Below are 15,406 nucleotides of genomic sequence, written 5' to 3' on the forward strand. Positions count from 1 at the left end.
ACAATTACACTTTTTGCTACCATAGTCACTTCATTTACTAAATTGGAGTGAAGCATGATACATCCTCGCCACCAGCATATCGTTGTTGCATTTTTCATGGCGCTATTCATGTCTTTTTTAATGTCCGGCGTCATCAGTGCTTTAAACGTAGGCATTCCGGAAAACTTTTTAATGATTTGGTTCCATGCTTGGTGGACCGCTTTTATTATCGCCTTTCCATCAGTGTTATTTGTTGCGCCAATCGTACGCAGAATAAGCAACCGGTTGATTCGTAAAATTGAGCATCACCAATAAAATTAAGCTTTATTCCTGTGATAATTCCAGTAATCTAGCTATTAACTTGATTAAACGATAGCGAACACCTATGAAACAACTGTTACGAAAACTCGCCTCCCCTCTTTTTACCGCACTTGAAAACGCCGAAGGTGAATATGAATACAGCCGGTCACACCGCACTGTTCTGTATGTCATGGGTCTGCTCTTTTTACTACTGTCCGGCATCGGTTTATATTTTTCGATTTCCATTAACCAACTAGCAGGACTGTTTCCTGTCATTCTATTTGCCGGCATCGGTTTAATCTGTCTGATTGTGGCATTTGCTGGCAGTGATAAAGCGGTTGCGAAAATCTGGCGTAATCGGAATGAAACCTTCTCAAAATAGGGCAACACAATGACTTTCTTGATGTGAGTTGAGTATGCGTCTTCTTACTTAGAAAAGTTAACGCTAAGTGCTTGACGCCTTACAATAACTACCCTAATTTTAATAGGTCATTTATCTAAGGAGACACAGAACAAGTCCCCCATTGACTTCAGCGAGGATTTGCAAGCCTCGCCCTTAGAGGCTTTGAATAATTTAGCTGCGCTGTGTTGCTTGTTTTTGTCAGGTCTAGACATGACTGCAAACAACCGCCTTGTTCAGCCAAATTGTTCTGTGCCTGAAGTCATTTGGACTTATTCTGTGTCTCCTTAATTACGCCAAATAAGGGGAAGGCATGAATTTTCATACCAAAATCAACCATTTTGCTTACTTCTGGTTATTAGTACTCGCAGGTTGGTTATTGGCTTTTTCTGCACACTGTGCCGACAAAGAAACCGAATTCAACGAAAAAATTGTTACTCCCGAGTTAATTCAGCAACTACAAACCGGTGGATTTGTTATCTATATGCGCCACGGCAATACCGATAACAGCCGTCCGGATCAAGCCCCAAAAGTCGATTTAAACGACTGCTCAACCCAGCGAGTTCTCGACCAAAAAGGGGTTGCAGTCACTAAACGTGTCGGCAACTATGTACGCGCAGCGCGAATTCCAATCGGCGATGTTTTTGCCAGCCCGATGTGTCGTGCCAAAAACTCTGCTGAAAATGCTTTTGGCCACTACCAGCTGGATAATAAATTGATGTATACAGGCACCATGACCTCGGCAGAGAAAAAACCGGTCATCGCTAATACCCGCCGCCTTATCTCTGAGCCACAGCCTCTCGGCACTAACCGAGTTCTCGTTGCGCATGCCCCGAATATGATGGACTTAATCAATTATTTCCCCGAAGAAGCAACTCTGGTGATCTTTAAACCGCAAGGGAATAGCCAGTTTGAATATTTAGGCAGTATCCGTCCAGGAGATTGGCCAGCTTTATTAGAACAGCTAAAGTAAAGAGCTTAACTGACAATGATGCGTTTAAGACTCTCCACTTTATTGCTCTTTCTATTTCCAGCGCTGACGGTGCTGGTGTTGGTTAGCCTATTTAACACTTTCATGCTGAACCAAATTTCCAGCTCTCAAGCCGCTAATGAGAGAGCCATTAAACAGATTGTCTTCGACCTACATAACACCATGTTGTTTATCGAGGAAGTCGGCACCCAATACAACAATCTGAACGAGCTGTTAATTACCACGGACAAGCAACAACTTACACAAGCGCAAGCCTATCGCATTCAATCACGTATGGTCGATGACCTAGCCAAAGTTGAAAGCGAAATGGATTCACTGCAAAGGCGCCTGAGTAGATTGCAACTACCCGGTTTCAACATCGATGAATGGCATCAAAAGTTTGATGACTTCAAGAACTTTGCCGTTATGGCATCCGACATCGTCGTGATTGATGCCAATACCGCTCGAACTTATATTCACTCGGCACAAAAAGCGTATTTTCAGTTCGTGACGCAGTCCAATAAACTCTCGAATACTTTATCGGTATATTCCGATTATATGTTCGTGCAAATTCAAGATGATTTTAAACAGTCTCTCAATACCGTCTACTTTTGGGGGGCCGCCAGTTTGCTTATTGCGCTATTGGTGGCAATTTTGTCTGCTTTGCGACTATCTGGCTACTTACGAACCATTATGACCTCATTACGCAGCTTGGCCTCCTACCGGGATGATATTCCTCGCCTCGGCGAATTACGCATCATGCTAAAAAGTACCCGCGGTGAACTACACCAATTGGCGAATGCAGTCCTTAAATTCAAGCGCACTCTAGAACTGAATAAAGAGGAAGAACAACAGATTTTCCAACTGGCGTTTTATGATGAATTAACAAAATTGCCGAATATGCAGATGTTAAAAAAAGAGCTGCAAAATCACCTTATCAAAGCCAAACGGAATCGCAGCAAAGGCATACTGATAAAACTCAATATCAACGGTTTCAAGGTTTTCAATAATGCCCTAGGCTACGACTTCGGCGATCAATTGCTAATGGCGGTTGCTAAACGTCTTCAGCATTGCACCTTAGAGAACAATCTGATTTTCCGCGGCAGTTCAGACGAGTTCTTTATTCTTATCGAACCAATCGATAAAGTTGATACTCAATTAGTGCAGAATACCTCTGCTTTTGGCGAAACGATACAGCATTTGTTCAGTGCGCCTTTGAACATTCAAAACGAGCAAATCACCGTTACCCTGAGCCAAGGAATTGTCTGTTTCCCTGACAACACTGAAAGCAGTCAAGAGGTGATTCGTAATGCAATGATTGCCATGCATAACGCTAAGGCTCTCGGCAATAACCGCTATGTTGTTTATAACGAAGCCTTATCGGAAGCGGTCACCGAGCAGTTTACCCTTCTAAAAGATCTTGAATCGGCATTAGAAAATGACGAGCTAACCTTCTATCTGCAATCGCAAGTACATTCAAACAACACGATTCCGCGAGCAGAGGCATTGATTCGCTGGAACCACCCAACACGCGGCTGGATTCGTCCTGACATTTTTATCGGCTTAGCAGAACAACAATCCAATTTGATTATCACTCTTGATAAATGGATGCTGACCCAAGTCTGCAACTTCATCAGCGAACAAGCCAAACACGGCATCGACATGCGTATTTCCATTAATATATCCGGCCATCACTTCGCCCATCCTCATTTTTTGAATCATGTGCAACAGGTGTTCAAAAAAACCGGCGTCAATCCACAGCAAGTCACATTAGAGTTAACCGAAAGTGTTTTCTTAAATGACTTTGTCGACGTCATCAATAAGATGAAACATCTAAAGGCACTCGGCGCGCATTTCTCGATTGATGATTTCGGCACCGGTTATTCGTCGTTGAACTATCTGAAACGCTTGCCGGTTAATGAAATCAAGGTTGATCAAACCTTTGTCCGTAATATCACCAGCAATAAAGAAGATTGGACACTGGTAAAAGCGGTATTCGAAATGGCACAAACCTTTAACCTTGAAGTGGTCGTCGAGGGCGTGGAAACCAAAGAACAGGAAGCGGTTATCCAGCAGTTCGGCTCAGCGATTATTCAAGGCTATCTGTACGCCAAACCGATTCCACATCAAGAATGGCTAGAGAATCTGCCATCGCAACACTCGACAATTTAAGCTGCTTGAAAATCGGTATCGTAACGTCGCAATAATGAAATAAAGCGCTGATCGTCCTGCAAATTGACTAGATGCGGGTCTTGGAAAATCGTTTCGGCATTCCCTTCCGCACCGTCCAACGACTTACTCAAAAACTGCACCGCCTTGTCTAACGCCCCCAGAATCGCGTAAGCGCTCGCCAATTGATAGTTGGCATGACTGTTTTCCGAATTCAAACGCAATGCCTGATTACATAGTGAAATGGCCCAGTGCGGCTCGTCCATATCCAAGACAACATCGGCTTTATAGGTCATGGCTTCAACATTTTCCGGATCCCGCTCTAGAATCTGGTCGTAGATTTCAACCTTATTGCTGAGAACTTGTTCCTGCCCAGCCTTCAACCATAGACTGTAGATGTCTTGATGTTGAGAAATCTTTTTCTGGGCACTGGTTATACCTCGGGATTTGCGATTCAGTTCTTCTTCCAATTTAGCCAAACGGCCTTCATACTCGGTCACCACCTCGTCAATTTTGGTATTGGCAAGCACATGCACTTTATCTTTCACGTCGCGAATCGAATTCCAACCGACCAACACCAATACCGAACTAACCCCGGCAATCAAATAGAAAAAGTAGGTAATGGTATCGGTTGCATAGCTGACCGCTCGGGTGGTCGCCGCCAATTCACGGTTGGTGATTTCCTTGGTCACTTCAACATGCAAATCATTCATATCCGTGCGCAATTGCTTTAATTCGTCCATCACATAGCGCTCGACAAACGGGTTATACAACGGCTCTTGCAAATTCTCGACCTCTTGCGTTTCTTTGGTATGCATCTGTGCCGCTTGCGCCCATGGCATCAACATCAATAGCATTAGTGAAAGTGTTATTTTTAGACTACAAATCGTTTTCATCCAATCAATTCCGGTTAATTGCTAAGTAATATCACCAATTAACCCTAACATAGACGCACAAGAAATTCAGGGAAGCTCCAAACAAGTCACGCCGGAAATCCGCTAAAATAGCGGCAAATTTTATTTTTGGAGAAGCTATGAAACGCGTCGAACATTTATTTGAAGGCTTGCTGTTCGCTAGCCGTTGGCTAATGGCGCCAGTCTATTTTGGTTTAGTTATCGCTATGGTTATTTTGCTGTTTAAATTCGGCAAAGAGCTGCTGGATTTAGCCCTTAGCCTTGGCGAGGCGACCAGCGGTAATATCATTATCGGTGTGCTGACTTTAGTCGACGTAGCTTTGATTATGAACCTGCTGATTATCATTATCTTCAGTGGCTATGAGAACTTTGTCTCGAAAATGGACTTAGCCAACCACGAAGACCGTCCGGAATGGATGGGACATATCGGCTTTACCGATCTGAAAATTAAAGTTATCGGCTCAATTGTCGCCATTTCCGGTATCGAACTGCTGAAAGCCTTTATGAATGTCGATCAGTACACCGATAAACACTTGGCTTGGTTAATCGGTCTGCATATCACTTTCGTGTTCTCGGGTGTAATGTACGCCTTGATGGATCGTCTAGGCCACTCGCCGAGCAAAGGCAAAGATGACACGCACTAATCGTCCGACCGGAAAGCTTGCCACGCAAGCTTTACTGCTTTTTGTCTTCGGCTTATTCGCCTTTCAAGCCAATGCCAAATGCACAATAGACGAACACTGGTTAAACCTCGATTACGATCATCAGATCGATTACCAGAATGCCGATGTTGCAACCGATTTCTTTCTGCTGACCTTTTCCAATTCACAGAAATTCTGTCAATACATGGAACGCAAAGGTCAAACTGATAAAGTCAAATTCCAGTGCCAATCGCCGAACCAATTCGGCTGGGTGGTGCATGGTTTATGGGGCGAATCTAAGTCAGCTTATATCCGCGGTGATAACCAAGGCCATCCGCGTTTTTGTCGCGGCAACCTACCCAAGTTGAATTTACAAACCATAAAGCCTTATCTGTGCATGAGCCCGGGCACGCGTTTACTGCAAGGCGAGTGGGAAAAACACGGCGCTTGCGACTTCCCAAGTGCCACGGCTTACTTTGCCAAAACGCAAGAACTATATCAGCGTTTCCAGATGCCGCCGGTTGAGTTTAAAGCAAAAAAAGCCATGCTATGGATGAAGAAAAACCACCCGCAATTGAAAGATAAATGGATGCACCTAACCAAACATGAATTCGGCATCTGTTTCAATAAGCAATTCAATGTGATGTCTTGTCCGAAACAAAGACGATAAATGCTTAAAAAGACACGATGAACTGGCAACTTTCTCCATCCGAAAACCCGACAGCACTATGGCGCTTACAGAGAAATTCACAATGGATTGAGTTTATTGATTCAGTCGATAATCTTCCAAATGTTCGCTACCAAACTGTATTGATCGATTTAGCAAAATGGGATCAATACTGGCAACAAGACCGTTGTAATTTTGTGCCTGCTGATCTATCCGATTTTCCTACCGAATGTTGTGCGAGCAATTCTGACTATGTAGCGGAAATCGCCATGCATCAACAAAAAATCAAGCGCTGGAAAACTGAACTCGCTTCCGGTTCAGGAAAAGTACCTGCCGTGTGTTTTTGTGAAACAACCGTTAACGGTTTACTACGAATTCGCCAAGGCCGACACCGCATCGTCTATCTAAGACAACTCGGCATACCGGCGTTCGCTGCCGCTATCCCCATAGCACTTTTGCAAGACTTTACTGAACAACAGCTTGTTTTTAACCACTAAGCCATCAAAAACTTCACTTTTGACACTGTTTTACACAACCCTAGCCCAAACCCCCTTCAGCTCTGACTTTGCACATCCTTGCCTGAAAAAAATTCACATTTCCTTCACAAATAATTAGTAAAACTAATCCATAGATTCATTGAATCTATGGATATAAGCCTGTATATTTCACCAAACAATAAATATAAGAATTTAATAATATTCTAATTCTGGTGCAACCGGTAATCAAAAGGAGACTTTACAATGACGACTAACAAACCCCAATTTCAAGTGCTGCATATCCTTGCTGCACTCGGCGCTGGCGGAATGACTGCATCGTTTTTCTTTGTAGTGAACTTTATGACAGCACATCCAGGTGATGTATTTATCAGCTGGGATATACTTGTAGCCAACTATCTTGGCGGCACTAGCCCTCACCAATTACTAGTACAGTTTTACATGCTAGGAGCAACACTTTCGGCAATTCTGCATTTTGTCCTGCTAGCACGCTGGTTTAAAGGTTTTAATCTATTCCGTAAAACCGCAGCCTACCAGACCCTGAAAAACTCCAATGCCGAAGTACAACTAATGGCTATTCCACTGACCCTAACCATGAGTATGAATGTGTTCTTTATCCTCGGGGCTATGTATATTCCAGGGTTATTTAGTCATATCAATTTAATGGGCATGGAAGCGCAACTTATCGACTTTATGATGGTTGGAGCCGGTGTCTATTTCAGCGCAATGCTTGTGTTAGCACTGAAAATTTTCTCGGTTTACTGGATGCGTTTAGTTGATGGCAATCTGGACTTTGTTCAAAATTCAAACCTTGCTCAGCTTTTGGCTATTTTCGCTTTCGGGATGATTGGCGTGAGCTTGGGCGCACTAAGTATGTCCAAAATACCAACCATCGCTCTATTCGGCATGAGCATGGCGTATATTGTTATCACTCTCACCATTATGTTAGGTCTCATTAAACTGATTATCGGCTTTAAATCGATCTTCCAAGAAGGCATTGCTCCGGCAACCAGCGTAACACTTCTGTTGCCGATGGTTATCACCGCGATGATTGTAGTCGGTCTAATCCGCGCCGACATTGGCGCTATGCATGCTCTGGACACGACTCGTGATGCGAACTACCACCTATTGGTGACCACAATTGGTATTGGCTTCTCAGTGATCATTGCACTATTTGCTATCAGCGTCATGCGTCGTAAAAAGTATTTCCAACTTCTAAAAGAGGGCAAGCTGGACGGTTCTTCATTCGCTCTAATCTGTCCAGGATTCGCTTTTGAAGTGCAGTTAGTAATGTGGTTAAACGTGGGCATGGTTTTCACTGGCTTTATCGCTTTCGATAGCACGGTTTACTATGTACTGTGGACACCAATCATAGCGATTCAATTAGTGACCATCTATTACTTCGTTAAGCTACTACGCTTAAACCACTTTTTGAAGTTCGCGCCGCAGCAAGCAAACGCTTAAGCCTGACAAAACAAAGTCCGCTTACTCCATCTTGAGTAAACGGGCTTTTTCTCATTGCGTTTTACCTCCTATCATCTTGCCTTCTTTTCTCCGATCTTTTTCAGTGACACTTTCGCACCCATTCATAACGTCTTAAAAAAAGATTTATGCCAAATAAACTCCGTTTATTTCCCTAGTAAAAACCCTGTTTTGACCTTAGCAGTAAAACCCATAAAAATACCATCTAAAATAATAAAAACCTTAGAGGAAAATTCAATGGACGTAACAGTCTGGTCGGGTTGGATAGCCGGCATAGCGATAGGTCTTTTCGTGGTTCTGCATTTTTGGTTAATCGGTAAACCAGCAGGATGTTCTACCGGTTACGGCAATGTATGCGGCATGCTATGTAAGAAAGTGCGTTATTACCATGAAGGCGAATACGAGAAAAAAAGCAATATCAAACTGTGGTTTTTGGTCGGCATCCCTATCGGAGGCTTACTTGCCGCTTTGACTTCGGATAATGCGTGGCAGGTCAGTTTTGATATGGGCATGTATGAACAAATTCTACCGGGTTCGGATGCCGCTAAAGCCATCTGGCTAATGTTCGGCGGCATGCTATTGGGCTTCGGCGCCCGTCTGGCAGGAGCTTGTACAACCGGTCACGCTTTAGTTGGCGGTGCCATGTTGAACCCGCCAAGCCTATTGGCTGGCGCGGTATTCTTTGCCAGTGCTTTAATCACCACACAATTGTTATTCAACACGTAATCGGAGGAACTAAAATGCCAAAAAGTCATCAATTACCGCCGATTAAAAGTGCTAGCCTGACCTTAATGAACTTCGTGCACGCCTATCGAATCAATATTTTAGGCGTGATTATGGGGATTATGTTCGGTTTCTTAATGAGTCGTGCCGGCGCAACCACTTTCGATTTTCACGCCAAGATGTTTCTGTTTGAAGACATGCAGTTAATGAAGGTCATCGGCACTGCCGTTGTCATCGCCATGCTCGGCGTGTTTATGCTGAAGAAATTTCATGTCAGCGCCATCGCTACCGGTAACGAAGTCGATTTCGTTAAAAAGCCGTACCAGCAAGGTTTAATTGCCGGCGCATTCCTGTTTGGTGTCGGCTGGGCAATGACCGCAGCCTGCCCGGGAACCATACCGGCGATGGTCGCAGAAGGCAAAATTGGCGCGGTTTTCAGTTTAATTGGGTTATTGCTGGGCACCCTTGCCTACGGAATTTTGCAATCATTTATCGCCAATAATGGCAGCTATAAAGACGCTTTTAAACAATAAACGACACAATTAAAAGTTCGCCATCTATTAACCTTGGGGCGAGTTCTGGAGTTTTCTAGAATTCAAGCCAAGGTTCCTTTTCTTCGTTTTCATCTACCCAGATTCCGCAAGCAGTTTGTGTCAAACCTTGCACCCTTTTACGCTTTTCACCAAAACCTAACTTATTGTTTTGTAAAAAGTTTAATTGAATACAGTTGTCGACAACCGCAAATGGCTTAACTTGCTGATTGTGCTGTTTATAAGCGGTTTCAAGGCGTTCAATATCCATAACCTCATCCTCGATAAGCACCGATTACACTTAAAAATATCTATGGCTGAATAAAAAAGCTTCGATTAAAGCGCGGTGGTGGCTATAAATTTCAGACAATTTCATTATAATACCTTGTTTTTCAAATTCTTAGCCGCAACCGCATCGGTGAAAAACACTCATTATTTCGGTTGGCGCTAAACCTTTTTCAGAAGATAGAGAATTCTAATTTATGACAACGCAGAACATTCGCAATATCGCCATTATTGCCCACGTTGACCACGGTAAAACCACCTTGGTTGACCAACTTTTAAGACAGTCAGGCACACTTGATGAGCGCAAAGATACTGGCGAGCGTGTCATGGACTCGAACGATCTGGAAAAAGAACGTGGTATTACCATCCTGTCGAAAAACACGGCAATCAACTGGAACGACTACCGCATCAATATCGTGGACACTCCGGGACACGCGGATTTCGGTGGTGAAGTAGAACGTATCCTATCGATGGTTGACTCAGTACTACTATTGGTTGACTCGGTTGAAGGGCCTATGCCGCAAACCCGTTTCGTAACTGAAAAAGCGCTGCAACAAGGGCTTAAGCCAATCGTTGTTATCAACAAAATCGACCGCCCTGGTGCGCGTCCTGATTGGGTACTTGACCAAACGTTCGACCTATTCGACCGTCTTGGTGCGACTGACGAGCAGATGGACTTCAACGTTCTTTATGCATCTGGTCTAAACGGTTTTGCCGGTTACGAAGAAGATGTTCGTGACGGTGACATGCAAGCGGTTTTCGAAACCATTATCGATAAAGTACCTGCACCGGATGTTGATATCGAAGCGCCATTCCAGTTGCAGTGTATCTCGCTAGACTACGATACTTATAAAGGGGTTATCGGGACTGGTCGTATCAAGCGCGGTATCGCCAAAGTAGGTATGCAAGTTAGCATCATCGACGCACAAGGCAATACTCGTAAAGGTAAATTTGGTGAAATCTTCGGTTACCACGGTCTTGAGCGCATCAACGTTGATGAAGCACATGCCGGTGACATCATCGCCTTCTCTGGTTTCGATCCGCTGAACATCTCAGATACTATCTGTGATCCGGACAATGTTGAAGCGCTAGTTGCGCTAACGGTTGACGAGCCGACCGTAAGCATGACCTTCCAAGTTAACGACTCTCCGTTCGTTGGTCAAGAAGGTAAGCTACTGACTTCTCGCCAAATCCGCGAGCGTCTGGACAAAGAACTACTAACCAACGTTGCTCTTCGTGTTGAAGACACTGAAGACGCGAACAAGTTCCGTGTTTCCGGTCGTGGTGAACTTCACCTTTCAGTCCTAATCGAAACCATGCGTCGCGAAGGTTTCGAAATGGGTATCTCTCGTCCGGAAGTAATCTTCCGTGAAATCGACGGTGAGATCCAAGAGCCTTACGAAAACCTAACCGTTGATGTACCTGAAGAATCTCAAGGTACCATCATGGAGAAACTAGGTCTACGTAAAGCGGAAATGCAAGACATGGTTCCAGACGGTCACGGTCGTGTACGTGTTGACTTCATCATCCCATCACGTGGTTTGATTGGTTTCCGTACTGAATTCATGACAGCGACTCAAGGTAACGGTCTGATCTTCTCAAGCTTCTCACACTACGGACCTAAGTTCGCTGGTTCGGTTGGCGAGCGTAACAACGGTGTACTTATCTCGAACGATAAAGGTAAGGCACTTTCTTACGCGCTTTATAACCTACAGGATCGTGGTCGCCTATACATTGGTCACGGTGAAGAGGTTTATGAAGGGATGATCATCGGCCTACACAGCCGAGCGAATGACCTGACTGTTAACGCCCTGAAAGGCAAGCAGTTAACTAACGTTCGTGCTTCTGGTACTGATGAAGCGCTAACACTGGTTCCACCGGTTCGCTTCTCGCTAGAACAAGCACTAGAATTCATTGATGATGACGAGCTAGTGGAAGTAACGCCGGAAAGCATCCGTATTCGTAAGAAGTACCTAACGGAAAACGAACGTAAACGTGCGAGCCGTGCTTCTAAGGATGCATAAATCATCTTAAAATTCAGCTAAGTCATAGACTTAGTCGAATCGTACAAAAAAACCGCGTCTGGTAATTGCCATTCGCGGTTTTTTATTGTCCGGCTTTTAGGGTAAACTTTCAGACAAGTACAGGAGTGATCAAGCGTGTTTAATCAGAATCTTTATCCAGCTATCGAACCCTACGTGCAGCATAGTTTGCAGGTCGACAGCACCCATTCGTTGCATGTCGAAGAGTGCGGTAATCCGCATGGCATTCCGGTACTGTTTGTGCATGGCGGCCCGGGCGGCGGCTATAGCCCGATTCATCGACAGTTCTTTAATCCGCAAGCTTATCGTATTGTGCTTTTCGACCAACGCGGCTGCGGCCAATCTCGTCCGCACGCTTGTCTAACCAATAACACCACCGCACACCTTATCGAAGATATCGAAAAAATTCGCCGCCATTTAAAAATTGATAAATGGGTTCTTTTCGGCGGTTCCTGGGGCTCAACGCTGTCGTTACTGTATGCACAAAGCTATCCGGAACGCGTGCTTGGTCTGATTCTACGCGGCATTTTTTTATGCCGAGACGAAGACGTAAACTGGTTCTATCAACAGGGTGCCGACCGCTTCTTCCCGGAATATTGGCAAGACTTTATCGCACCGATTGCACCTGAAAAACGTCATCAAATGGTCGACGCTTACTATGAAACTCTAACCAGTTCCGACGAAGTAGCACGCATGCGTGCCGCAGAAGCTTGGTCTGTCTGGGAAGGCAGAACCTGCACCCTGCAAACCGATGACGATACCGTCAACCACTTCGGCGATCCTTTTCATGCTTTAGCGATGGCTCGAATTGAATGCCACTACTTCAAGCACCAAGCCTTTATCGAAGATAATCAGATTCTTGAAAATTGTCAAAGCATCGAACATCTTCCAATCACTATTGTGCATGGCCGCTACGATATGGTCTGCCCGGTCAATCAAGCCTTCGAGCTGGCTGAACGCTTACCGCAAGCCGATGTGGTGATTTGCAACCATGCCGGTCATAGCGCGATGGAGGCGGAAATTACTCGCCAATTAGTGGCGACCACCGATGCCTTTATCAAAATGCTGGAAGCTTCATGATCTGCCTGTTACAACGCGCTAAATACGGCAAGGTAGAAGTCGACGGCGCCTGCATCGGTGAAATCCAGCAAGGTTTAGTGGTGCTGGTTGGCTTTGAACCGCACGACAACAGCGAAAAATTGGAAAAAATGGCGCATAAGCTTCTTAACTACCGAGTGTTTGCCGATGACGATGGCAAAATGAACCTAAATGTCCAACAGATCAATGGCGGCGTATTATTAGTGCCGCAATTCACACTGGCGGCAAATACCAAAAGCGGCTTACGCCCGAGTTTTTCCAGTAGTGCTGCACCGGCTCAAGCAACCCTTTGGTTTGATGAGTTTATCGACGTCGTTAAACATAAATACCCACAAGTGCAAACCGGTGAGTTCGGAGCCGATATGCAAGTCAGCTTATGTAATGACGGGCCAGTGACCTTCTGGTTACAAAATTGAAAATGCTCTTATTTTGTATAGGCTCTCTTAAATAAGACAGTCAAAAAATGACTTGCATCACGACCAAGCTATTTTATTCTCCTAAGTCTTTATGCTTACATTGCATTTCTCTAAAGGGTGTTTACACTGATAATTAAAACCATAAACACTCTTATGACTCCTCTCCACAGGAACGGTAATGCCAGACTCCCCTAGCAAAATCCTGATTATTGAAGATGATGCGGTTACCCGTTTGACCTTAGTCAAAGTATTGGTACGTTCCGGTTACGAGGTAATCGAAGCTCATAACGGTCGAGAAGGATTAGGGGCTTATATGGAGCACCATCCTCATCTCGTATTAATGGACGTGATGATGCCAGTGATGGATGGTTTTGATTCTACCCGAGCCATTCGCGAATACGAGCATAAGCGCGCCGTTCCAATTTTAATGCTCACCGCATTAGATGACATTGATTCGATTGATGATGCCTTTCATGCCGGTGCAACCGATTTCATTACTAAACCAATCAACTGGGGCATTTTTGTTCAGCGCGTCAAATACGCACTGCGGACTGCGCAAATCGAAGATAAATTACGGATGCGCCAAGCAGAGCTTGATTTTGCCCAAAAACTCGCCAAATTGGGCTATTGGGAATGGGACATAGCTAAAGACCAAGTCATCGGCTCAACCGCCGTTTTCAATATTTTCGACGTGCCGATGACGGAAAAAACCTCACTCAAGCAATTTCTAAGCAACGTCATTGAAAAAGATCGCCCTATTTTGCAACAAGCGATCTTGGAAGCAAACCAAGGGCAAACGAAAATACAGGTCAGTTTCAGGGTCGTTTCGCATGATGGCTCAATTAAACATATCGAATGTCTTGGCGAAGTCGAATTTGCTCAGAATGGCGAGCTGATTAAAATTACCGGTTCGGCTCAGGACATTAGCCGCCTACACCGAGCAGAAAGCCAAATCGAATATCAAAACACCCACGATTCACTTACTTCACTCCCCAATCGCAACCACTTCATCAAAACGCTTAAAACGCAACTTCAAGAATACCCAAAACGGCTATGCGCTGTGATTGTGTTCGACATTGACCGTTTTAAACAGATCAACACCCATTTTGGTCAGGACTTCGGTGATGAACTGTTAACAGCCATTGCTCAACGACTCAATCGCATTACTCGTGACGGTGATTATGTAGCTCGTATTGGTAGCGATGAGTTTAGTATTGTCGTTGTCAACTTGACCACCCTAAATGAACTCAATCATCTGGTAAACCGTTTACAGGAAAGTTTAAAAACCGCTTTTGTCATCAACAAACAAGAGTTATTCCTAAGCATCAGCGCCGGTGTTGCCGCTTTTCCAGAAGATGGAAAAGATGCCGACTCGCTATTGAATAATGCCAATATCGCCCGTGCCAAGGCGAAAACCGAGGGCGGTAATCAATTCCTGTTCTTCAGCAGCGAGATGAACCAAGTCGCGCAAGAAAGCATGCGGATGGAAAACGAATTGCGCAATGCTTTGAAGCTTCAGCAAATCGAGGTCTACTACCAACCGCAAGTCGATGCCCAAACCCTACAACCAATTGGCGCGGAAGCACTGGTGCGCTGGAATCATCCAAAATTCGGACTGGTCTCGCCGGCAACCTTTATTCCGCTCGCGGAAAGCACGGGGCTGATTACCGAAATCGGCAATTTTGTGATGAGAGAAGCCGTCAAACAGACATATCAATGGTATCAACAAGGACATAACTTACGGATTGGAATCAACTTATCTAGTCGCCAATTTACCCAAAGTAATTTAATGAAAGAAGTTCAAGAACTTTTGTCGAGTAACGATTTACCAAGCGAATTGATCGACTTAGAAATTACCGAGAGCTTAGCAATGAGTGATGCCGAAAGCACAGCACACATTTTAAATGGACTGAAAGCAATGGGCGTCTCGATTTCGATTGACGACTTCGGAACCGGTTACTCCTCTCTCGCTTATCTACATAGTTTTCCGATAGACACCATCAAAATTGACCGCTGCTTTGTACAAAACCTAAATACTCAAGCCGGCCAAGCGATTGCCAATACCATTATTGCTATGGCAAAGAGTCTAGATTTAGAAGTCATTGCCGAAGGCATTGAATTAACCGAACAAATTGATTATCTTCAAGCGAGACATTGTGACATTCTCCAAGGCTTTAAATTCGGTAAACCGATGCCTGCAAGAGAGTTTGAGCAATGGTTGCGAGAACAGCCTAAAAAATCTGCAGCGACTAACTCAGTTGCCGAAAACTCAACCAGACAATAAAAATTTATTTCC

At 44.5% G+C, this 15,406-nt stretch carries 16 protein-coding genes; 14 read left to right on the plus strand and 2 right to left on the minus strand.

Translation table 11 applies throughout. The features are described 5' to 3' along the window. Window positions 1-54 precede the first annotated feature (54 nt). The 4 genes from J3998_RS02820 (at window position 55) to J3998_RS02835 (ending at window position 3,821) form a co-directional block, all read left to right on the plus strand. On the plus strand, window positions 55-294 hold the full coding sequence (locus J3998_RS02820) for a DUF2798 domain-containing protein (RefSeq protein ID WP_208147577.1): 240 nt from the start codon (window positions 55-57) through the stop codon (window positions 292-294). 70 nt (window positions 295-364) lie between these two features. Further along, window positions 365-661, plus strand: coding sequence for a hypothetical protein (locus J3998_RS02825; RefSeq protein ID WP_208147587.1), 297 nt, complete (start codon window positions 365-367; stop codon window positions 659-661). A gap of 331 nt (window positions 662-992) precedes the next feature. After that, the gene (locus J3998_RS02830; RefSeq protein WP_208147590.1) at window positions 993-1,652 is read left to right on the plus strand and encodes a histidine phosphatase family protein; all 660 of its coding nucleotides are present in this window, start codon (window positions 993-995) and stop codon (window positions 1,650-1,652) included. A 15-nt stretch (window positions 1,653-1,667) separates the two neighbouring features. Further along, window positions 1,668-3,821: a putative bifunctional diguanylate cyclase/phosphodiesterase gene (locus J3998_RS02835; RefSeq protein WP_208147592.1), complete on the plus strand. Its 2,154-nt coding sequence runs from the start codon at window positions 1,668-1,670 to the stop codon at window positions 3,819-3,821. On the opposite strand, the gene J3998_RS02840 is transcribed toward J3998_RS02835, so the two are convergent. Continuing rightward, a complete protein-coding gene (locus J3998_RS02840) occupies window positions 3,818-4,714 on the minus strand; it encodes a tetratricopeptide repeat protein (protein ID WP_243750566.1) in 897 nt (298 codons plus the stop codon). The genes J3998_RS02835 and J3998_RS02840 overlap by 4 nt on opposite strands. A 137-nt stretch (window positions 4,715-4,851) precedes the next feature. On the opposite strand from J3998_RS02840, the gene J3998_RS02845 reads away from it, so the two are divergent. The 6 genes from J3998_RS02845 to J3998_RS02870 all read left to right on the plus strand — a co-directional run bounded on the left by J3998_RS02845 (window position 4,852) and on the right by J3998_RS02870 (window position 9,272). Continuing rightward, entirely contained in the window at window positions 4,852-5,376 is a 525-nt protein-coding gene (locus J3998_RS02845; protein WP_208147594.1) for a TIGR00645 family protein, read from the plus strand. After that, window positions 5,363-6,043: a ribonuclease T2 family protein gene (locus J3998_RS02850; protein WP_208147605.1), complete on the plus strand. Its 681-nt coding sequence runs from the start codon at window positions 5,363-5,365 to the stop codon at window positions 6,041-6,043. Before J3998_RS02845 ends, J3998_RS02850 begins: the two co-directional genes overlap by 14 nt. A 17-nt stretch (window positions 6,044-6,060) precedes the next feature. After that, complete coding sequence (locus tag J3998_RS02855; RefSeq protein ID WP_208147607.1) at window positions 6,061-6,537, plus strand: hypothetical protein; 477 nt, start codon at window positions 6,061-6,063, stop codon at window positions 6,535-6,537. Between the two features lie 243 nt (window positions 6,538-6,780). Then, entirely contained in the window at window positions 6,781-7,998 is a 1,218-nt protein-coding gene (locus J3998_RS02860) for a TsoY family (seleno)protein (RefSeq protein WP_208147609.1), read from the plus strand. A gap of 255 nt (window positions 7,999-8,253) precedes the next feature. Beyond that, window positions 8,254-8,742: a YeeE/YedE family protein gene (locus J3998_RS02865; RefSeq protein ID WP_208147611.1), complete on the plus strand. Its 489-nt coding sequence runs from the start codon at window positions 8,254-8,256 to the stop codon at window positions 8,740-8,742. Window positions 8,743-8,756: 14 nt separating this feature from the next. Continuing rightward, window positions 8,757-9,272, plus strand: coding sequence for a YeeE/YedE thiosulfate transporter family protein (locus J3998_RS02870; protein WP_208147613.1), 516 nt, complete (start codon window positions 8,757-8,759; stop codon window positions 9,270-9,272). A 55-nt stretch (window positions 9,273-9,327) separates the two neighbouring features. Here J3998_RS02870 and J3998_RS02875 read toward each other — a convergent pair whose 3' ends face one another. Beyond that, a complete protein-coding gene (locus J3998_RS02875) occupies window positions 9,328-9,540 on the minus strand; it encodes a hypothetical protein (protein WP_208147615.1) in 213 nt (70 codons plus the stop codon). 211 nt (window positions 9,541-9,751) lie between these two features. Between J3998_RS02875 and typA the strand changes: the two genes are divergently transcribed. The 4 genes from typA to J3998_RS02895 all read left to right on the plus strand — a co-directional run bounded on the left by typA (window position 9,752) and on the right by J3998_RS02895 (window position 15,394). Further along, on the plus strand, window positions 9,752-11,578 hold the full coding sequence (gene typA, locus J3998_RS02880) for a translational GTPase TypA (protein ID WP_208147624.1): 1,827 nt from the start codon (window positions 9,752-9,754) through the stop codon (window positions 11,576-11,578). Window positions 11,579-11,713: 135 nt separating this feature from the next. Continuing rightward, window positions 11,714-12,676, plus strand: coding sequence for a prolyl aminopeptidase (gene pip, locus J3998_RS02885; protein ID WP_208147626.1), 963 nt, complete (start codon window positions 11,714-11,716; stop codon window positions 12,674-12,676). Continuing rightward, window positions 12,673-13,110, plus strand: coding sequence for a D-aminoacyl-tRNA deacylase (dtd, locus tag J3998_RS02890; RefSeq protein WP_208147637.1), 438 nt, complete (start codon window positions 12,673-12,675; stop codon window positions 13,108-13,110). Before pip ends, dtd begins: the two co-directional genes overlap by 4 nt. Before the next feature lie 178 nt (window positions 13,111-13,288). Continuing rightward, complete coding sequence (locus tag J3998_RS02895; protein WP_208147639.1) at window positions 13,289-15,394, plus strand: EAL domain-containing response regulator; 2,106 nt, start codon at window positions 13,289-13,291, stop codon at window positions 15,392-15,394. Window positions 15,395-15,406: the final 12 nt, after the last annotated feature.

This window comes from Thiomicrorhabdus marina (assembly GCF_017571465.1).
In the GTDB taxonomy this organism is placed as follows: domain Bacteria; phylum Pseudomonadota; class Gammaproteobacteria; order Thiomicrospirales; family Thiomicrospiraceae; genus Thiomicrorhabdus; species Thiomicrorhabdus marina.